This is a genomic window from Micromonospora humi, assembly GCF_900090105.1.
GTDB classification, from domain to species: Bacteria; Actinomycetota; Actinomycetes; order Mycobacteriales; family Micromonosporaceae; genus Micromonospora; species Micromonospora humi.
The window spans coordinates 274,329-292,873 of record NZ_FMDM01000007.1; the positions used below are offsets into that span (position 1 = coordinate 274,329).

Consider the following 18,545-nt stretch of genomic DNA (forward strand, 5'->3'; position numbering starts at 1 on the left):
CGGCCGGCGCCGGTCTCACCCGGAGCAGCCCGAGGGGACCTGCTTCGCCGAGGGCACCGCGCTGACGATCGCGTCCGAGATCGGGGTGACCCACTGCAACGGCTGCTCGTACGCCTTCGGCACCCGGACCCGGACCGGGGTCTCCCGGTCGACGGTGGTCAACACCGTCGCGTCGGCCTCCTGCACCGAGTGCCAGCAGACCTTGTTGACGGTCCACACCTCGTCGGTCGGTTGCACCAGCGGCGCGCTCCCGCCGCAGGCCACGGTGAGCGCCGGGTCGCCGTAGGCGGCGTTCTGCTCGGGGCCCGCGGTGACCGGACGCTGCCGCAGGTCACGCACGCTGTCGGGCAGCTGCGACACCAGCGCGCGGCAGAGGACGGCCGGCCGCTGGGCCAGTGCCGGGGCGGGCAGCTCGACCGGTGCGCTCGACTGCGCCCGGGGGCTGGTCGAGGCGTTCTGCGTGGCCTCCGGCGACTCGGGGGCCAGCTTGGCGAACGTGAAGGCGGCCACCGCCAGGGTCACCGGCACCGCCACCACTGTCGCCCAGAGCGCGGCACGGCGGGTGCTGCCGTCCCGGCGCGGGGTGTCGTCCGTCTCGTCCACTTACAGTCGCACCACCGAACACGTGAGGGTGCGGGTGATGCCGGGCACCATCTGCACCTTGCTGACGATGAGTTTGCCCAGCTCGTCGACGGTGTTCGCCTCGGTGAGCACGACCACGTCGTAGGGCCCGGTGACGGCGTCGACCCGAACCACGCCGGCAAGGTCCGCGATCAGACCGGCCACGTCACGCGCCCGACCGACCTCGGTCTGGATGAGGATGTACGCCTGTACCACGACTCGACCTCCGTCCGTCGCCGCCTGGGGCGGCCCGAAGGGTGAAACTACCGCACCGGGCGAGGGTGATCCCTATCGGTCGCCAGGTGGACGCGGTGAGCGAGCACACGTCGGTACGGGGACAGGGGTGGGACGTGCGGGACGACGGAGCGGGACGAGGGGACGGCATGACGGTCGCGGGTGTCGGGGAGTTCGGGCTGATCGACCGGGTGACCGCCCGGCTGTCGTACGGGGAGAGCTGCCTGCTCGGCCCCGGCGACGACGCCGCGCTGGTGGCGGCGCCGGACCGGCGGGTGGTCGCCTCCACCGACGTGCTGGTCGAGGGGCGGCACTTCCGCCGGGACTGGTCGTCGGCGCGGGACGTGGGTCACCGGGCGGCGGCGGCCAACCTGGCCGACGTCGCCGCCATGGGGGCCACCCCGACCGCGCTGCTGGTCGCGCTCTGCATGCCCGCCGAGCTGGATCCGGCCTGGGCCGAGGAGTTGGCCGACGGGCTGGGCGCGGAGGCGGCCGGGATCGGCGCGAGTGTGGTCGGCGGCGACATGTCGGCCAGCCCGACGCTGACCGTCGCGGTGACCGCGCTCGGCGACCTGGCCGGCCGGGCACCGGTGGTCCGGTCCGGGGCCCGGCCGGGGGACGTGGTGGCACTGGCCGGGCGGACGGGCTGGGCGGCGGCCGGCTACACCGTGCTGTCTCGGGGCTTCCGCACGCCCCGCCTGCTGGTCGAGGCGTTCCGCCGGCCCGAGGTGCCGTACGCCGCCGGGCCGGCCGCCGCGGCGGCCGGCGCCACCGCCATGATCGACGTGTCGGACGGGCTGCTCGCCGACCTCGGGCACGTGGCGAGGGCCAGCGGGGCGGCGATCGACCTGCACCGGGACGCGTTCGAGGTGCCCCGGCAGATGCGCGACGCGGCGCAGGCGCTCGGCGTCGACCCGTACACCTGGATCCTGGCCGGCGGCGACGACCACGCCCTGGCGGCGACGTTCCCGGCGGGCGCGGCGCTGCCGGACGGCTGGCGGCCGGTCGGGCGGGTGACCGACGGCGCCGGCGTCACCGTCGACGGCGCCGGCTACGACGGCCCGCCCGGCTGGGACCACTTCCGGTAGCCGGTGCGCGGCAGTGATCTGCGTCCGACCTCGGGGGCGGGGAACGGCCCGGCGCCGGGGCCGGTCGTAACCTGAGCCGGTGAGCGAGATCGAGATCCTCCCGCGGCGCTTCGACGCCCCGGAGTCGCAGGCGTTGATCCGGGCGGCGCTCGCCGACCTGGGCGCGCGGTACGGCGGCAGCGGCGACGAGACGCCCGTCGACGCGGCCGAGTTCGTCCCGCCGGCCGGCGCGTTCCTGGTCGCCTACCTGGACGGGCGGCCGGTGGGCTGCGGCGGCTGGCGCAGCCACGGCGAGGACGGGGACGCGGCCGAGCTGAAGCGGATGTACACCGACCCGGCCGCCCGGGGCCGGGGCGTGGCCCGTTCCGTGCTCGCCGCTGTCGAACGGTCCGCGCGCGACGCCGGCCGCAAGCGGATCGTGCTGGAGTGCGGCGACAAGCAGCCCGAGGCGATCGCCCTGTACACGACGTCCGGCTACGAGCGGATCCCAAACTTCGGCTACTACCGGGACGCGCCGGGCTGCCTGTCGTTCGGTCGTACCCTCTGACCGTCAGCCGACGGTGATGCGGATCTCCCCGGCGGCCCGGCGGGCGGCGACCGCCGCCTCGTCCGGGGTGGCGCCCCAGGCCATCAGGTGCCCGCTGCGGTGCGCCGAGGAGAGCAGCTCCGGCACGGTCTGCCCGACCTTCGTCTCGACCTGCACGTCGAGCACCCCCGGCACCCGCAGCGCGGCCCGTCGGCCGTCCACCGCGGTGACCCGGCCGGGCGGGGCGACCAGGAACTCGATGGCCGCCGCGCCGGTCGGCCGCTGCGGCAGCGCCGGGCGTTCGCCGCACAGCACCCGCAGGTACGCCTCGATGACGTCCCGCTCGTAGGCGATCGAGATGAGCGCGGTGATCATGTCGCCGGGCATCCGGGCCGCGCACTCCACGAGCGTCGGCACGCCGTCGACCAGGATCCACTCGCTGTGCAGCATGCCGCTGCGGAAGCCGGCCGCCTCGGCGAGGCGGACCGCCGCGGACCGCAACGCGTCGTGCTCGGCCGCGGGCAGCGCGGACGGCACGGTGTGCCCGGTCTCCACCGGGTACCGGCCGCCGGCGACCCGCTTGTCGGTGACGTTCGCGAAGAGCACCTCGCCGTCGGCGACCAGCAGTTCCACGCTGTGCTCGGAACCGACCAGCAGCTCCTCGACCAGCACGCCGGTGGGCAGGCCGCGCTCGGTGGCCTCGGCCGGCTCGGGCGGGGTGGCGCTGGCCGCCCAGCGGGCCGGCAGCTCGGCCGGGTCGGTGATCAGCTGCACGCCGAGGCTGCCCGAGCGTCGGGTCGGCTTGAGCACGCACCGGCCGCCGTGCGCCCGGGCGAACGCGACCGCCCGGTCCGGGTCGTCGACCAGCTCGTAGGCGGGGTTGGCCAGGCCGATCTCGTCGGCGAGCAGGCGCATCCGGTGCTTGTCGGAGAAGACGTCCGCGGCGGTCGCGCCGGCGCCGGGCAGGCCGAGCCGCTCGGCCAGCCGGGCGGTGGCGCTCACCGCGTACTCCAGGCCGGGCAGGACCAGCCGCGCGCCGGCCAGGCCGGGTTCGCGGGCGACCAGGTCGTCGACGTCCAGGCCGGTCTGGTATTCCGCCGCCACCAGCCGGCCGATCAGCGGCAGCTCGGCGGCGAACCGGGTCAGCTCGCGGCGGCGGATCACGTCCGGCTCCTCGACCAGCACCACGCTGCCGGCCGGCAGCTCCTGGTCGAACCAGCGCAGTGAGCCGAACGACCCGCCGACCACCACCAGTTGCTCGCGACCCAGATCGAGGTGCACCGGTCGTTCCTCCCCACGGCTCGCGCCGGAACCGGACGGCCGACGCAGCAGCACCCTAACCGGCGGACGCCAGCCGGTCGCCGTACGGTCGGTCAGCCGTCGACGCGGGTCGGTGGACACGACAGAAGCCGGCGGCCCCGAGGGGGCCGCCGGCGACCGACGATGTCCGGTGGTGCTGCCGGGTCAGGCCCGCGCGACCTTGCCGGCCTTGATGCACGAGGTGCAGACCTGGAGCTTCTTGGTGGTGCCGCCACCGGCCGGGGTACGCACCGACTGGATGTTCGGGTTCCAGCGGCGGTTGGTCTTCTTCTTGGACCAGGGCACGTTGTGGCCGAAGCCCGGCCCCTTGCCACAGACGTCGCACACGCTAGCCACGGGATACTCCTGGGATTGAAACGTTCATGAGGTCGCCGCCAGGCGCAGCCCGGGCAACCTGGTCAGGTTACCCGATGCCGGTCCGTACGCCCAACCGGCCCCGCGCCGAGCCCGCCCAGCGTACCGACCGGCCGGGCCGGACCGCCGCGCCGGTCGGACACGCCGGGCGGAGGCGGACGACCCCGGCGCGTGTCGGCGCGCGCCAGTAGGCTTCCCGACGTGCTGGACACCCTCGACGCGGCCGCGGTGCGCCGCTGGTGCACGAGCGGGCTGGCCGCCCTCCGGCGGCACCAGGGCGAGATCGACGGCCTGAACGTCTATCCGGTGCCCGACGGCGACACCGGCACCAACCTGGTGCTCACGTTCACCTCGGCGCAGCAGGCCCTGGCGATGGACCTGGGCACCCTGCCCGACGACGGGCACACCCCGCACGGGCACGCGCTGCGGTTGATGGCCCAGGGCGCGCTGCTCGGCGCGCGGGGCAACTCCGGCGTGATCCTCTCGCAGATCCTGCGCGGCCTCGCCGACCGGCTCGGCACCGCGCCGGCCGTCCGGGGCCGGCAGCTCGCCGCCGCGCTGACCGACGCCACCACCGCCGCCTACGCGGCGGTCGCCCGACCGGTCGAGGGCACCCTGCTCAGCGTGGTCGCCGCCGCGGCCGGCGCGGCCCGGCGGGCGGACAGCGACGACCTGCGCGCGGTGGCCCGGGCCGCCGCCGAGGCGGCCGCCCGGGCGCTGGCCCGCACCCCGGAGCAACTTCCCGAGCTGGCCCGCGCCGGGGTGGTCGACGCCGGCGGGCGCGGGCTGTGCCTGCTGCTCGACGCGCTGGTCGAGGTGGTCACCGGGGAGAGCCCGGAGCAGCCGGCGCCCGCGCCGCCCGCGCTCCGCCGGCCCGGGACCGCCGTTCGGGAGACCGGCTCCGAGGCGTACGCCTACGAGGTGCAATACCTGCTCGACGCCACCGACGAGGCGGTGGCCCGGCTGCGCGACGAGCTGGCGGCGCTCGGCGACTCGCTGGCGGTGGTCGGTGACGGCGCCGGCACCTGGAACGTGCACGTGCACGTCGACGACGTCGGCGCGGCCGTCGAGGCGGGCGTGGTCGCCGGCCGGCCGCACCGGATCGCGGTGACCCGCTTCGCCGACCAGGCCGCCCCGGCGACCGAGCGGGCGGCGCGCCCCGAGGGCCGGGCGGCCGTGGTGGTGGCGACCGGCGCCGGCATCGCCGAGCTGTTCGCCGCCGAGGGCGCCGTGGTGGTCCCCGCCAACCCGTCCACCGGCGAGCTGCTCGACGCGGTCCGGGCCACCGGCGCGGCCCGGGTGGTGGTGCTGCCGAACGACCCGAACACGCAGTCGGTGGCGAGCGCCGCGGCGAAGGAGGCGCACGGCCTCGGGGTGAAGGTGAGCGTGGTGCCCACCCGATCCCCGGTGCAGGCGCTCGCGGCGTTGGCCGTGCGCGACCCGAAGCGACGCTTCGAGGACGACGTCATCGCGATGGCCGAGGCGGCCGGCGCCTGCCGCTACGCCGAGGTCTGCCACGCCGGTCGGGAGGCGCTCACCGTCGCCGGCCCGTGCCGCCCGGGTGACGTGCTGGCCCTGGTGGAGGGCGAGGTGCACCTGATCGGGCAGGATCTGACCGACACCTGCACCGCCGTGGTCGACCGGATGCTCGGCGGCGGCGGCGAGCTGGTCACGTTGCTCTGCGGGGCGGACGCCCCGGCCGGGCTGGCCGACCGGGTGCGTGCCCACGTCGAGCGGTCCTGGCCGTTCGTCGAGGTGCAGGCCTACGAGGGCGGCCAGCCGCACTACCCGCTCCTGCTGGGGGTCGAATGACGAGCGAGCCGTCGACGGTGGACACGCCGCTGAAGAAGCTGGTGGGCGAGAAGACCGCCAAGGCCCTGGCCGGCCACCTCGACCTGCACACCGCCGGCGATCTGATCTACCACTTCCCGCGCCGCTACGACGAGCGCGGCGAGCACACCGACATCCGCTCGCTGGACGTGGGGGAGCAGGTCACCGTGCTGGCCCAGGTGCAGCGCACCGCCGTCCGCCCGATGCGGCAGCGGCGCGGCAACCTGCTGGAGGTCACCGTCGGCGACGGCTCCGGCGGTGTGCTCACCTGCACCTTCTTCGGCAACCAGGCGTGGCGGGAGCGGGAGCTGCGCCCGGGCCGGTGGGGGTTGTTCGCCGGCAAGGTGACCGAGTTCCGGGGCAAGCGGCAGCTCAACGGCCCGGAATACGTCCTGCTCGGCGAGGGTGGCGACGGCGAGGCGGCGGCCAACGAGGAGGTCGAGGAGTTCGCCGGCGCGCTGATCCCGGTCTACCCGGCCGCCGCCGCGGTGCCGACCTGGGTGATCGCCCGCTGCGTCCGGGTGGTGTTGGACACGTTCACCCCGCCGGACGATCCGCTGCCGGCCGCCGTGCGGGCCACCCGCAACCTGGCCGGCATCGGCGACGCGTTGCGCGAGATCCACCGGCCGACCAGCAAGGAGGCGCTCTACCGGGCGCGCCGCCGGCTCAAGTGGGACGAGGCGTTCGCGGTGCAGCTCACCCTGGTGCAGCGCAAGCACCGGGCGGCGGCGTGGCCGGCGCGATCCCGGCCGGCGAAGGCCGGCGGCCTGCTGGACGCGTTCGACGCCCGACTGCCCTACGAGCTGACGTCCGGCCAGCAGGTGGTGGGGCGGGAGATCGCCGCCGACCTGGCCACCGCCCACCCGATGCACCGGCTGTTGCAGGGCGAGGTGGGTTCCGGCAAGACGGTCGTGGCGCTGCGCGCCATGCTCCAGGTGGTGGACGCCGGCGGTCAGGCCGCGCTGCTCGCCCCGACCGAGGTGCTCGCCGCCCAGCACCACCGCGGCATCCTCGACCTGCTCGGCCCCCTCGGCCGGGCCGGTGAGCTGGGCGCCGCCGACGACGCGACCCGGGTGGAGCTGGTCACCGGCTCGCTGGGCGCGGCGGCCCGGCGGCGCGCGCTGGCCGAGGTGGCCGAGGGGCGCGCCGGCATCGTGCTCGGCACGCACGCCCTGCTCTACGAGGGCGTCGACTTCGCCGACCTGGGCCTGGTCGTGGTCGACGAGCAGCACCGGTTCGGCGTCGAGCAGCGGGACGCCTTGCGCGCCAAGGCCGACCAGCCGCCGCACGTGCTGGTGATGACCGCCACCCCGATCCCGCGCACGGTCGCCATGACCGTCTACGGCGACCTGGAGACCTCCACGCTGTCCCAGTTGCCGCAGGGCCGTTCGCCGATCGCCTCGCACGTCGTTCCGGCCGCCGACAAGCCGGCCTTCCTCGACCGGGCCTGGCGCCGGCTGCGCGAGGAGGTCGGCAAGGGCCACCAGGCGTACGTGGTCTGCCCGCGGATCGGTGAGGGCCCGGTGTCCGACGAGGAGCCGCCGCGGGAGGACGACAACGGCCGCCGGCCGCCGCTCGCGGTGACCGAGGTGGCCCCGCTGCTCGCCGAGGGGCCGCTGCACGGGCTGCGGATCGGGGTGCTGCACGGGCGGCTGCCGGCCGACGAGAAGGACGCGGTGATGCGCGCCTACGCCGCCGGCGAGCTGGACGTGCTGGTGGCGACCACCGTGGTGGAGGTGGGCGTCAACGTGCCCAACGCCACCGTGATGATCGTGCTGGACGCCGACCGGTTCGGTGTCTCCCAGCTGCACCAGTTGCGCGGGCGGGTGGGCCGGGGTTCGGCAGCCGGCCTCTGCCTGCTGGTCACCGAGGCGGCCGAGGGCTCGTCCGCCCGCGAGCGGCTGGACGCGGTGGCCTCCACCACCGACGGGTTCAAGCTGGCGGAACTCGACCTGGAGCAGCGCCGGGAGGGCGACGTGCTGGGCGCCAGCCAGTCCGGCCGGCGTTCGCACCTGCGGCTGCTGTCGCTGAGACGCGACACCGACCTGATCCGGGACGCCCGGGCCGAGGCGATCACCCTGGTCGAGGAGGATCCGGAGCTGGCCCACCATCCGGCGCTGGCGGCCTCGGTCGCCGCGCTGGTCGACGAGGAGCGCGCCGAATATCTGGAGAAGGGCTGAGTCGGGCTCGGCTAGGCTCCGGCAGATGTCGATCTTTTCTCACGATCGCGGGGTGCTGCTGCTGGCTCGGGGCGACGAGGTCCTGGTGGACCGGGTCACCGGCGCCGCCGACGAGTCCACCGGGGCGCCCTGCACCCCGGCCACCCGGTTCCAGATCGCCTCGATCAGCAAGCAGATGGCGGCCGTCGCGGTGCTGCTGCTCGCCGAGCGGGGCGTCCTGCGCCTGACCGACCCGGTGGTGCGCTGGCTGCCCGACCCGCCGTCGACGTGGTCCGGCATCACGCTGCACCACCTGCTCACCCACACCTCGGGTCTCGGTCACTGGGAGGAGCACCCGGCGATCGATCTCGCCGCGCCGACCGAGCCGGACGCCCTGCTCGCCGCGTTCGCCGACGTGCCGCCGCTGTTCCGGCCCGGCGCGGGGTGGCACTACAGCAGTCCCGGCTACGTGCTGCTGGCCCGGACGGTCGAGCGGGCGACCGGCCGGCCGTACGCCGAGTTCCTCGCCGAGGAGGTCTTCGCGCCGCTCGGCATGACCGGCAGCTTCGCCGGGTCGGGCGACGGACGGCCGGACGTGGCGGTCGGGCACGAGGGCGGCCGACCGGTGCCGTCGTGGGACCTGGCGACCGTGAGCATGGGCGCCGGTGACGTCTGGTGCACCGGGGCGGACCTGCTCACCTGGCTGGACGTACCGCGCCGGGGGAGGCTGCTCGCCCCGGCTTCGGTGGCCGCGATGACCGCGCCGCACGCGCCGACCGGCAAGCCCGGCGAGGCGTACGGCTACGGGTTCTTCGTCGGCCCGCTGGCCGGCCGGCGGGCGGTGCACCACTCCGGGGACAACGGCGGCTACAAGGCGTTCGCCGCCTGGCTGCCCGACACCGACCACCGCCTGGTGCTGCTGACCAACCAGGCCGAGATCGATCCGGTGGCTGTCACGTCCGTGCTCGACTCCGACCGGGTGTGATCCACACCAGGTGGTGTGACCCCGCCACCTCGGCGTGCGGGAGTGGACCACGCGGCGAGGGCGCGCCGACCGGGTGGTCGACGCGCCCTCGGGCGATCGGAACGGATCAGGCGGTGAAGCTGATCCGGCGGCGACGGGCCACCACGTAGAGCACCGCGCCGGCGCCCAGCAGCAGCACGGCACCACCGGCGATGGCGCCCGCAGCGGGGCCGGTCACCGGCAGGCCGCCACCCTGGCCGGAGCAGTCCTTCGGCTGGGTGTACGGGATGGTCTCGGAGTCCTCGACGACGTCGTACTTCACGGTGACCTTGAGACCCTGGTAGGCGTCGAACTCGACCGAGGTGGTCTTGCCCGGCTCGGAGACCAGCTTCTTGGTGACGCCCTTCTCCGTGGTCAGCGTGGCGGTGAAGGGGACGCCCTTCGCCGGGTTCTCCACGGTGAAGGTCATCGATTCGCAGTCCTGGTCCAGCTTGAAGATCGGCTCAGCCGGGGCGGACGGGGTCGCCGACGGGCTCGGCGGGGTGGACGCGGACGGCGTCGGGGTGGGCGCCGGCGGCTCGGTCGGCTCGGGCGTCGCGCTGGCGCTCGGGGTCGGCGTCGGGGAACTCGGCGACGGCGACGGGCTCTCCTCGACCTCGCAGTTCCGGCTGGGCTGGGCCACCACGGTGCGCTCACCGTCGTGCGACTGCCGGCCCCGCTCCCAGTGCGCCCCGACGGTCAGCTTCAGCTCGGGGATCTCACCGGTGAACGTGTGGGTCTGGGTGCCGGTCAACGGCCCCTCGCTCTGCTTCTTCAGCTCCGCGCCCACGGACAGGCCGCCGGTGATGTCGCCGGGCACGGTGGACTCGAGCTTGGTGATCCGGCCGGAGATGTCGCGCTCGCTGCTGATCACCGACCAGGTGACGGTGACCTTGCCGTCCTTGGTGGCGCAGTAGCTGCCGGAGGGCTCGGGGTGGTGGGCGGCGGCCGGGGCGGCGACGGTGGCCACGCCGGCGAGGCCGATCAGCGCACCGGCGGTGAGGACGGCGGCACGCCGGAGGTGGAGACGGTTCACGTCTTCTCCTGAGGGGGGAGGATGGGAGAGGAGTGCGGCGGACGGACCGGAGTCGCGCGTCCGCACGGCAACCGGGCAGACCCTAGCGAGATCGACACCGCGGGCGTTACCGCGATCTACGGGTCGTAAAGGGTCCGTTATGAATCCGAGATCATTGATGTACGCGCGGTCACCGATCGTCGCTGCGGGTGGTGTGCCGACCGCTTCCTCCGGTCGCGTAGCGTCGGGGCATGCGCAGGGGACGACGGTGACCCGGATCGTGGCCGGCACGCTCGGTGGGCGGCGGATCGCCGCGCCGCCCGGCGCCGGCACCCGACCGACCTCGGACCGGGTGCGGGAGGCGCTGTTCAGCGCCGTGCAGGCCGACCTCGACCTGGCCGGGGCACGCTTCGCCGATCTCTACGCCGGCTCCGGCGCGGTCGGTCTGGAGGCGCTGTCCCGGGGCGCCGCCCACGTGCTGCTGGTCGAGTCGGACGCCCGGGCCGCCCGGGTGGTCCGGGAGAACATCGCCGCGCTGCGGGCCGCCCCGGCCGCCCGCCTGGTCACCGGCAAGGTGGGCAGCGTCCTGGCGGCCGGGCCGGACGGCGGGCCGTACGACGTGGTCTTCGCCGATCCGCCCTACGCGGTGCCGGACGCGGAGATCACCGCGATGCTGGCCGCGCTGGTCGACGGCGGCTGGCTCGCCCCGGACGCCCTGGTGGTCGTGGAGCGGTCCAGCCGCACCGGACCGGTCGGCTGGGTGGAGGGCGTCACCGGGGAGCGCAGTCGGCGCTACGGCGAGACCACGCTTTGGTACGGTCGCCGATCATGAGACGTGCGGTCTGCCCGGGCTCGTTCGACCCGGTCACCAACGGTCACCTCGACATCATCGGCCGGGCGAGCCGACTCTTCGACGAGGTGATCGTCGGTGTGTTGATCAACCAGTCGAAGCAGGGGTTGTTCAGCGTCGAGGAGCGCATCAAGATGCTCCGCGAGGTGACCGCCTCGTACGACAACGTCCGGGTGGAGTCGTTCCGCGGCCTGCTCGTCGACTTCTGCCGGGACCAGCAGGCGAGCGTGCTGATCAAGGGCCTGCGCGCGGTCAGCGACTTCGACTACGAGTTGCAGATGGCCCAGATGAACGTCGGTCTGGCCGGCGTGGAGACGCTCTTCATGCCGACCAACCCGCTCTATTCGTTCCTCTCCTCCAGCCTGGTCAAGGACGTGGCCAAGTGGGGCGGCGACATCTCCGCCCACGTCCCCGACCTGGTCCGCGAGCAGCTCGTCACCCGCCTCCGCCCCTGACCCGCCCCGACCCGCCCGCCGATCTTGCACTTGCGGCCCGCCGTTCGTCCGTTCCGACCGGAATGCCGGGGCGGAAAGTGCAAGATCGACGAGAGTGGGTGGGGGCGGGGGCGACGCGCCGGGCGGGGGCGGGTAGGGCGGGAGTGGGCGGGGCGCGACATGATGGGGGTTGGCGCCGAAAATGGGCGCAGGCCGCATCATGGAGGGCGGCCGACGAAGACAGGAGTGAGGCGCCGGTGGACCCGCTCGATCGCATCGACGAACTGATCGCCATGGTGGAGCAGGCCCGCTCCGTCCCGATGTCGCGCAACAACTGCATGGTCGACCGCGGCGAGATGATCGCGGCGCTCGACGAGATGCGTGCCGAGCTCCCGGCGGACCTGCGCCGCGCCGCCGCGCTGCTGGAGGAGCGGGACAAGATCATGGAGGCCGGCAAGCGCGAGGCCGACCGGATCATCAGCGAGGGTGAGGCGGAACACGCCCGGCTGGTCTCGGTGAACGAGATCACCGTCTCGGCCGAGCACGAGGGCGCCCGGATCATCGCCGAGGCGCGCGCCGAGGCGCAGCGCCTCCGCGAGGAGGTGGACGACTACGTCGACACCGCGCTCGCCAACTTCGAGCAGTTCCTGACCCGGGCGCTGGCCTCGATAGAGCGCGGCCGGGACAAGATGCACGCGCTGCGCGAGATCGGCACCTTCGCTGGGGACGAGGCCGAGCGCCCGCTACCCTTCTGAGCGGCGCACGGGCCGGTCGCCGACAGCCGGCTGCCGCCGGGCCCGGGGCGGGCACGCCCCCGGTTCGACGGTCCGCCCCCCTGCCAGGTAACCTTTTTTGTCGGCCTCTCACGGCCGGAGTCTGACTATGCCCAAACATTCGCCTCGCCAACTCGACCCCAGGGCGCCGCTGGTCCTCGACACGAGGGACCTGCCGCGTCGCCCTGGCGCGTTGCGTGAGCTCCGGCGGGTCGTGACGGCACCGGCGGACCTCGGTGTGGAGTTGATCAGCGTGCCGGAGGGCGCGGACCTCGACCTCGACCTGAGGTTGCAGTCGGTGTCCGAGGGTGTGCTCGTCTCCGGGACCGTCGCCGGTCCCGTCAAGGGCGAGTGCGGCCGTTGCCTGCGCGAGATCGACGACTCGGTGGTCGTCAACGTCCAGGAGCTGTACGCGTACGAGGACAGCACCACGGACGAGACGACCGACGAGGACGAGGTGGGCCGGATGCAGGGCGATCTGATCGACCTGGAACCGGCGTTGCGGGACGCGGTGGTGCTCGCGCTGCCGACCAACCCGCTCTGCCGGGAGGACTGCCCAGGCCTGTGCCCCGAGTGTGGGGTGCACTGGGACGATCTGCCGGCCGACCACAGTCACCAGCAGATCGACCCGCGTTGGGCGGGCCTGTCGCAACTGAACCGTACAGAGGAGTAGGAACCGTGGCCGTCCCCAAGCGCAAGATGTCGCGCAGCAACACCCGCGCCCGCCGGGCGAACTGGAAGGCCTCGGTGGTGGCGACCGTTGCCTGCCCGCAGTGCAAGTCGCCGAAGCTGCCGCACGCCGCCTGCTCCGTCTGCGGCACGTACAACGGCCGCCAGGTCCTCGAGGTCTGACCTGGACGCCGAGTGACGCCCCCGACCACTTCTCGGGTGGCGCGCGCACCACGGCTGAAGCCCGGTGCCCCGGCTCCCTCCGCCGCCGGCCGTTCCCCGGCCGGCCGGCCGTCGGAGCCGGGCACCGCGCGGATCGCCGTCGACCTCCTCGGCGGGGACGATGCTCCCGCCGTCGTGGTTGACGGCGCTCTGCGGGCGGTGCGCACCGATCCTGACCTGCGCCTGCTGCTCGTCGGTCCGACCGAGGTCGCCGACGGGCTGCTCGGTGCGCTCGACCCGACGCAGCGTGCCCGGGTCACGGTCCGCCCGGTGCGGGCCGCCGTCGGCATGGCCGACCATCCGACCGCCGCCCGCGGCGAGAGCACGGTCCGCACGGCCGTGCAGGCCGTCCAGGACGGCTTCGCCGACGCCGTGGTCTCCGCCGGCTCGACCGGCGCCACCGTCACCGCCGCCGCGCTCGGCCTGGGCCGCTGGCCCGGGGTACGCCGACCCGCGCTGGTCGCCACGCTGCCCGCGGTCGACGGGCCGGTGGTGCTGCTGGACGTCGGCGGCACCCTGGAGCCCGGCCCGGCCACGCTGGCCCGGCACGCCGTCCTCGGCGCCGCCTACGCGGCCGTGGCCCACGCCGTCGCCGCGCCCCGGGTGGGGCTGCTCTCCGTCGGCCACGAGGCGGGCAAGGGCGACCGGTTGCGCCGGGCCGCCGACCCCGCCCTCGCCGCCGTGCCGCTGCCCTGCGGCGCCCGGTACGTCGGCCTGGTCGAGGGGTACGACATCTCCCTCGGCACCCGGGTCGACGTGGTGGTGACCGACGGATTCACCGGCAACGTCCTGCTGAAGGCCATCGAGGGCGCGTACGCCATGGCCGGTGGGCCGCCGGCGAACGGCGGCGCGCCCCGCGCGGCGGCCCTGCTCGGGGTGGCCGGCACCGTGGTGGTGTGCCACGGCGCCGCCGGCCCGGACGACGTCGCCTCGGGCATCGCCCTGGCCGCCCACCTGTGGCGTCGTGACGCCGCCGGTACGGTCCGTGCCCTGCTCGCCGAGATCCCGCACGATCCCGCACCTGACCGCAACGACACCGAGGTAGCACCATGACCAACGAGAAGCGGCGGCGTGCTCCCGTCAGCCACCTGGAGGCGGCCTTCGGCGTGTCGCTCGACCCGGAGCTGCTGGAGCGCGCGCTGACCCACCGCTCGTACGCGTACGAGAACGGCGGCCTGCCCACCAACGAGCGGCTGGAGTTCCTGGGCGACTCGGTGCTCGGCGTGGTGATCACCACCGCGCTCTTCCACAACCACCCCGACCTGCCCGAGGGGCAGCTCGCGAAGCTGCGGGCCAGCGTGGTCAACATGCGCGCGCTGGCCGACGTGGCGCGCGGGCTCGGCCCGGACGGGCTCGGCGCCTACCTGCTGCTGGGCAAGGGCGAGGAGGCCACCGGCGGCCGGGACAAGGCGAGCATCCTCGCCGACACGTTGGAGGCGCTGCTCGGCGCCATCTACCTCCAGTACGGGCTGGACACCGCGGCCATCGTGATCCACCGGCTCTTCGACCCGCTGATGGCGGAGTCGGCCGGCCGGGGCGCGGCGCTGGACTGGAAGACCAGCCTCCAGGAGTTGACCGCGGCGTTGGGTCTGGGCGTGCCGGAATACCGGATCGAGGGCACCGGCCCGGACCACCTGAAGACGTTCACCGCCTGGGTGGTGGTGGCCGGCAACCGGTACGGCGGCGCGGAGGGGCGCAGCAAGAAGGAGGCCGAGCAACGGGCCGCCGAGTCGGCCTGGCGGATGCTGACCGAGCAGGCGGAGGCGACCGCGCGGGCGGAGGCCGAGGCGCGGGCGGAGGCCGAGGCCGAGGCGCGGGCCGAGTCCGGGGCGGTCGACCCGGAGGACGCCGAGGCGGGCGCCGGCCGTGCCTGAGCTGCCCGAGGTGGAGACCGTCCGGCAGGGGCTGGCCCAGTGGGTCGTCGGCCGGCGGATCACCACCGTCGAGGTGCGCCACCCGCGGGCGGTACGCCGGCACGCGCCGGGCGGGGCGCACTTCGCCGACGTGCTGGCCGGCCGGACCGTCACCGGCGTACGCCGCCGGGGCAAGTACCTGTGGCTGCCGCTGGACAGCGGGGACGCGGTGATCGGCCACCTCGGCATGTCCGGCCAGCTGCTGCTGCAACCGGCGGACGCGGCGGACGAGCTGCACCTGCGGGTCCGCTTCCGGTTCGCCGACGACGGTCCGGAGCTGCGCTTCGTCGACCAGCGCACGTTCGGCGGGTTGTCGGTCTCCGCCGGTGGGGCGGAGCTGCCGGCCGAGATCGCGCACATCGCCCGGGACCCGATGGATCCGGAGTTCTCCGACGACGGGTTCGTGGCCGCGCTGCGCCGCCGGCGTACCGAGATCAAGCGGGCGTTGCTGGACCAGACGTTGATCTCCGGGGTGGGCAACATCTATGCCGACGAGGCGCTCTGGCGGGCGCGGTTGCACGGCGCCCGGCCGACCGACGCGCTGACCGGTCCGGCGGCGCTGCGGCTGCTCGGCCACGTACGCGACGTGCTGGGCGAGGCGATCAAGCAGGGCGGCACCAGCTTCGACGAGCTGTACGTCAACGTCAACGGCGAGAGCGGCTACTTCGACCGGTCGCTCAACGCGTACGGCCGGGAGGGGGAGCCCTGCCCGCGCTGCGGCGCGCCGATCCGGCGCGAGGCGTTCATGAACCGGTCCTCCTACAGTTGCCCGCGCTGCCAGCCGCGCCCTCGGGGCAGCCTCCGGGGATGACCCGGAGCCGCTTCGGGGTTGCGCCGGTGTGCTGCGCCGGAGGGTCCCCGGCGGCGCGCCGGAGCGTACCCTGAAATGCCCTTTTTCCGATGATCGGTGCGGCCGGTTCCGGCCGCCCGGGTAGGGCCTGCCTCATCGGGGAGGAGCCGGGGCCGTTCCCCGATGTCCGGGCCGCGTCCGGTGCCTAGCGTCGGCAGACGTCGGCACGGGGCCGACGTCTGGAGGGGGAACCCGGATATGGGCAGGCGACCGGTGACCGTGCGGCTGGCACGGTGGAGTGCGGAGCATCCCTGGCGGGCCATCGCGCTGTGGGTGGTGTTCGTCGCGGTGTGCTTCGTCGGCGGCAACGCCGCCGGGCTGAACGAGGCCACCGACGCGGATCAGGCGATCGGCGAGTTCGGGCGGGCCGAGCTGATCGTCGACGGTGGTGACTTCCACGATCCGGCCACCGAGAACGTGCTGATCACCGCGCGGTCGGGGGCGCTGGACCCGGCCGCGGCGAAGGCCGTCGCGCAGGACGCCGCGGGCCGGCTGCGGCAGGTCGAGGGCGTCGCGTCGGTGGGTACGCCGATGCCGTCGCGGGACGGGACGGCGCTGCTGCTGCCGATCACCATGGCCGGCGACCCGGAGACCGCCTCCGACCGGGTGCAGCCGCTGCGGGACGCCACCGCCCAGGTGCAGGAGGCGCACCCGGAGCTGCGGGTGGAGCAGGTCGGTGGCCCGTCGATCGACAAGGCGCTGGACGACACGCTCGGCAAGGACTTCAAGCGGGCCGAGCTGCTCAGCCTCCCGGTGACGCTGGCGATCCTGATCATCGCGTTCGGGGCGCTGATCGCGGCCGGCGTGCCGGTGCTGCTCGCGCTCTCCTCGGTGGCGGCCGCGATGGGCCTCTCCACGCTCGCCTCGCACCTGGTGCCGGCGACCGACACCACGGCCAGCGTCATCCTGCTGATCGGCATGGCGGTGGGCGTGGACTACTCGCTGTTCTACGTGCGGCGCGAGCGCGAGGAACGGGCCAAGGGCCGCTCCGGCCTCGACGCGGTGGAGATCGCGGCGGAGACCTCCGGGCACGCCGTGGTGGTCTCCGGCACCGCCGTGATCATCTCGATGGGCGGCCTGCTGCTCGCCCAGGACGCCATCTTCTCGTCGCTGGCCGTCGGCTCGATCCTGGTGGTCGCGGTGGCGGTGATCGGCTCGCTGACCGTGCTGCCGGCGTTGCTCGCCAAGCTGGGCCGCTGGGTGGACCGGCCCCGGGTGCCGCTGCTGTGGCGGCTCACCGCCCCGCGCGGCGGGCGGCCGGCGCGGCCCCGGTTCTGGCCGGCCGTGCTGCGGCCCGCGCTGCGCGCACCGGTGGCCACGCTGCTGATCTCGGTCGCGTTGCTGCTCGCGCTGGCCGCGCCCGCGCTGGGCATGAAGCTCAAGTTCCCCGGCGCCGAGGACGTGCCGCGCACCACGCCGGCCATGCAGGCGTACGACCGGCTCACCGCGGCCTTCCCGAGCAACGGCACCAACCACACGGTGGCCGTGCGGGCGCCGGCGGACCAGGCCGACCGGGTGCGGGCCGCGCTCACCGGCCTGGCCGGCCGGGCGGCCACCGACCCGCTCTTCGCGCCGGCCGAGGGGGACGGCCCGGAGATCAGGGTGTCGGCCGACCGGCGGGTGTCCGTGCTGGACGTGGCCACCCCGTACGCGAGCCGTTCCGACGAGGCCTCCCGGTCCCTGCACGAGCTGCGCCGGGACCTGGTGCCGGCCGCGCTGGACGGCATCCCGGGTGTGGAGTACGCAGTCGGCGGCGGGGTGGCCGCCAGCGAGGACTACGCCGACCACATCTGGGCGAAACTGCCGGTGGTCGCCGCGTTCGTGCTGGCGTTGACGTTCCTGGTGATGGCCTGGACGTTCCGGTCGGTGGTGGTGGCGCTCACCTCCATCCTGCTCAACCTGCTCTCCGCCGGCGCCGCGTACGGCCTGCTGGTGCTGGTCTTCCAGAGCCACTGGGCGGAGGGGTTGCTCGGCTTCACCTCGATGGACGCGATCGTCACCTGGCTGCCGCTGTTCCTGTTCGTGGTGCTGTTCGGGCTCTCCATGGACTACCACGTGTTCGTGGTCAGCCGGATCCGCGAGGCGGTCGACCGCGGCATGCCCAACCGGGAGGCGGTGGCGGAGGGGATCACGTCCTCGGCCGGCGTGGTGACCAGCGCGGCGATCGTGATGGTCGGGGTCTTCTCGATCTTCGCCACGCTCAGCATGATCGACTTCAAGCAGCTCGGCATCGGCCTGGCGGCGGCGATCCTGCTGGACGCCACCATCATCCGGGCGGTGGTGCTCCCGTCGGTGATGACGCTGCTGGGCGACGCGAACTGGTGGGCCCCGCGCTTCCTGCGCCGTCGACCGGCCACCCCGACGGTCGAGCCGCCGCCCGCGCCGTCGCCGGAGTTGGTCGGCGCCCGCTGACCCGGCGCGTCGGACCGCCCCGGCCCGCTTCGGCCGGGGCGTAGTCCGACCGCCGGGCCTCGGCCCGGCCCCGGCTCGCCCTCGGCCTCGGCCGGTCCGGGGTTGACTTTCCGGCCTGGCTGTGCTGGTCGCCGAGGAGACGTCCGCTCAGACGGGCTATACCTGAGAGGCATAATTATGCCTCTCAGGTATAGCGAGCTGAAGGCATCTGTCCCGGGAGCGGGTCACGGACAGTAGTCGCCGGCCGGTGTGCTCGCCGGGACGGGAGCGAC

General features: G+C 74.5%; 19 protein-coding genes. 14 read left to right on the forward strand and 5 right to left on the reverse strand.

Annotation, left to right across the window (positions count from 1 at the left end):
- Positions 1-15: 15 nt before the first annotated feature.
- Together GA0070213_RS16240 and GA0070213_RS16245 are read right to left on the reverse strand one after the other, a co-directional pair.
- Positions 16-603, reverse strand: a complete 588-nt coding sequence (locus GA0070213_RS16240; protein ID WP_091064014.1) for a DUF3515 family protein — start codon at positions 601-603, stop codon at positions 16-18.
- Complete coding sequence (locus GA0070213_RS16245; RefSeq protein ID WP_013284547.1) at positions 604-837, reverse strand: Lrp/AsnC ligand binding domain-containing protein; 234 nt, start codon at positions 835-837, stop codon at positions 604-606.
- 167 nt (positions 838-1,004) lie between these two features.
- Between GA0070213_RS16245 and GA0070213_RS16250 the strand changes: the two genes are divergently transcribed.
- Entirely contained in the window at positions 1,005-1,943 is a 939-nt protein-coding gene (locus GA0070213_RS16250; protein ID WP_091064017.1) for a thiamine-phosphate kinase, read from the forward strand.
- A gap of 79 nt (positions 1,944-2,022) precedes the next feature.
- Entirely contained in the window at positions 2,023-2,490 is a 468-nt protein-coding gene (locus GA0070213_RS16255) for a GNAT family N-acetyltransferase (RefSeq protein WP_091064020.1), read from the forward strand.
- Between the two features lie 3 nt (positions 2,491-2,493).
- Here the strand turns inward: GA0070213_RS16255 and GA0070213_RS16260 are convergent, their stop codons facing one another.
- Together GA0070213_RS16260 and rpmB are read right to left on the reverse strand one after the other, a co-directional pair.
- A complete protein-coding gene (locus tag GA0070213_RS16260; RefSeq protein ID WP_091064467.1) occupies positions 2,494-3,750 on the reverse strand; it encodes an ATP-grasp domain-containing protein in 1,257 nt (418 codons plus the stop codon).
- A gap of 183 nt (positions 3,751-3,933) precedes the next feature.
- Positions 3,934-4,125 (reverse strand): 50S ribosomal protein L28, encoded by a 192-nt coding sequence (gene rpmB, locus GA0070213_RS16265; RefSeq protein ID WP_091064024.1) that lies wholly within the window; start codon positions 4,123-4,125, stop codon positions 3,934-3,936.
- 219 nt (positions 4,126-4,344) lie between these two features.
- On the opposite strand from rpmB, the gene GA0070213_RS16270 reads away from it, so the two are divergent.
- From GA0070213_RS16270 to GA0070213_RS16280, 3 genes are read left to right on the forward strand one after another with little or no spacing between them, the layout of a single operon-like run.
- Positions 4,345-5,955: a DAK2 domain-containing protein gene (locus GA0070213_RS16270; RefSeq protein ID WP_091064027.1), complete on the forward strand. Its 1,611-nt coding sequence runs from the start codon at positions 4,345-4,347 to the stop codon at positions 5,953-5,955.
- Positions 5,952-8,153 (forward strand): ATP-dependent DNA helicase RecG, encoded by a 2,202-nt coding sequence (gene recG, locus GA0070213_RS16275; RefSeq protein ID WP_091064030.1) that lies wholly within the window; start codon positions 5,952-5,954, stop codon positions 8,151-8,153. Before GA0070213_RS16270 ends, recG begins: the two co-directional genes overlap by 4 nt.
- Positions 8,154-8,178: 25 nt before the next feature.
- The gene (locus GA0070213_RS16280) at positions 8,179-9,117 is read left to right on the forward strand and encodes a serine hydrolase domain-containing protein (protein ID WP_091064036.1); all 939 of its coding nucleotides are present in this window, start codon (positions 8,179-8,181) and stop codon (positions 9,115-9,117) included.
- Positions 9,118-9,223: 106 nt separating this feature from the next.
- Here the strand turns inward: GA0070213_RS16280 and GA0070213_RS16285 are convergent, their stop codons facing one another.
- Positions 9,224-10,171, reverse strand: a complete 948-nt coding sequence (locus GA0070213_RS16285) for a cell wall anchor protein (RefSeq protein ID WP_139128683.1) — start codon at positions 10,169-10,171, stop codon at positions 9,224-9,226.
- Between the two features lie 247 nt (positions 10,172-10,418).
- Between GA0070213_RS16285 and rsmD the strand changes: the two genes are divergently transcribed.
- From rsmD to GA0070213_RS16330, 9 genes are all read left to right on the forward strand, one after another.
- Entirely contained in the window at positions 10,419-10,982 is a 564-nt protein-coding gene (rsmD, locus tag GA0070213_RS16290; RefSeq protein WP_091064042.1) for a 16S rRNA (guanine(966)-N(2))-methyltransferase RsmD, read from the forward strand.
- The gene (gene coaD / locus GA0070213_RS16295; RefSeq protein WP_091064045.1) at positions 10,979-11,455 is read left to right on the forward strand and encodes a pantetheine-phosphate adenylyltransferase; all 477 of its coding nucleotides are present in this window, start codon (positions 10,979-10,981) and stop codon (positions 11,453-11,455) included. Before rsmD ends, coaD begins: the two co-directional genes overlap by 4 nt.
- A 236-nt stretch (positions 11,456-11,691) precedes the next feature.
- On the forward strand, positions 11,692-12,189 hold the full coding sequence (locus GA0070213_RS16300) for an SPFH domain-containing protein (RefSeq protein ID WP_091064048.1): 498 nt from the start codon (positions 11,692-11,694) through the stop codon (positions 12,187-12,189).
- 127 nt (positions 12,190-12,316) lie between these two features.
- Positions 12,317-12,880: a YceD family protein gene (locus GA0070213_RS16305; RefSeq protein ID WP_091064050.1), complete on the forward strand. Its 564-nt coding sequence runs from the start codon at positions 12,317-12,319 to the stop codon at positions 12,878-12,880.
- A gap of 5 nt (positions 12,881-12,885) precedes the next feature.
- Complete coding sequence (rpmF, locus tag GA0070213_RS16310; RefSeq protein ID WP_089156974.1) at positions 12,886-13,059, forward strand: 50S ribosomal protein L32; 174 nt, start codon at positions 12,886-12,888, stop codon at positions 13,057-13,059.
- A 54-nt stretch (positions 13,060-13,113) separates the two neighbouring features.
- Positions 13,114-14,151, forward strand: a complete 1,038-nt coding sequence (locus GA0070213_RS16315) for a phosphate acyltransferase PlsX (RefSeq protein WP_245716423.1) — start codon at positions 13,114-13,116, stop codon at positions 14,149-14,151.
- Positions 14,148-14,972, forward strand: a complete 825-nt coding sequence (gene rnc, locus GA0070213_RS16320; protein WP_175441360.1) for a ribonuclease III — start codon at positions 14,148-14,150, stop codon at positions 14,970-14,972. Before GA0070213_RS16315 ends, rnc begins: the two co-directional genes overlap by 4 nt.
- The gene (gene mutM, locus GA0070213_RS16325; RefSeq protein WP_091064062.1) at positions 14,965-15,822 is read left to right on the forward strand and encodes a bifunctional DNA-formamidopyrimidine glycosylase/DNA-(apurinic or apyrimidinic site) lyase; all 858 of its coding nucleotides are present in this window, start codon (positions 14,965-14,967) and stop codon (positions 15,820-15,822) included. The genes rnc and mutM overlap by 8 nt, the downstream gene beginning before the upstream one ends.
- A gap of 237 nt (positions 15,823-16,059) precedes the next feature.
- Positions 16,060-18,273, forward strand: coding sequence for an MMPL family transporter (locus GA0070213_RS16330; RefSeq protein ID WP_091064064.1), 2,214 nt, complete (start codon positions 16,060-16,062; stop codon positions 18,271-18,273).
- Positions 18,274-18,545 lie beyond the last annotated feature (272 nt).

Coding starts and splice junctions, on each gene's coding strand:
- GA0070213_RS16250 (WP_091064017.1), top strand. CDS start 1,005: ATGACGGTCGCGGGTGTCGGGGAGTTCGGGCTGATCGACCGGGTGACC.
- recG (WP_091064030.1), top strand. CDS start 5,952: ATGACGAGCGAGCCGTCGACGGTGGACACGCCGCTGAAGAAGCTGGTG.
- GA0070213_RS16280 (WP_091064036.1), top strand. CDS start 8,179: ATGTCGATCTTTTCTCACGATCGCGGGGTGCTGCTGCTGGCTCGGGGC.
- coaD (WP_091064045.1), top strand. CDS start 10,979: ATGAGACGTGCGGTCTGCCCGGGCTCGTTCGACCCGGTCACCAACGGT.
- GA0070213_RS16305 (WP_091064050.1), top strand. CDS start 12,317: ATGCCCAAACATTCGCCTCGCCAACTCGACCCCAGGGCGCCGCTGGTC.
- rnc (WP_175441360.1), top strand. CDS start 14,148: ATGACCAACGAGAAGCGGCGGCGTGCTCCCGTCAGCCACCTGGAGGCG.
- GA0070213_RS16330 (WP_091064064.1), top strand. CDS start 16,060: ATGGGCAGGCGACCGGTGACCGTGCGGCTGGCACGGTGGAGTGCGGAG.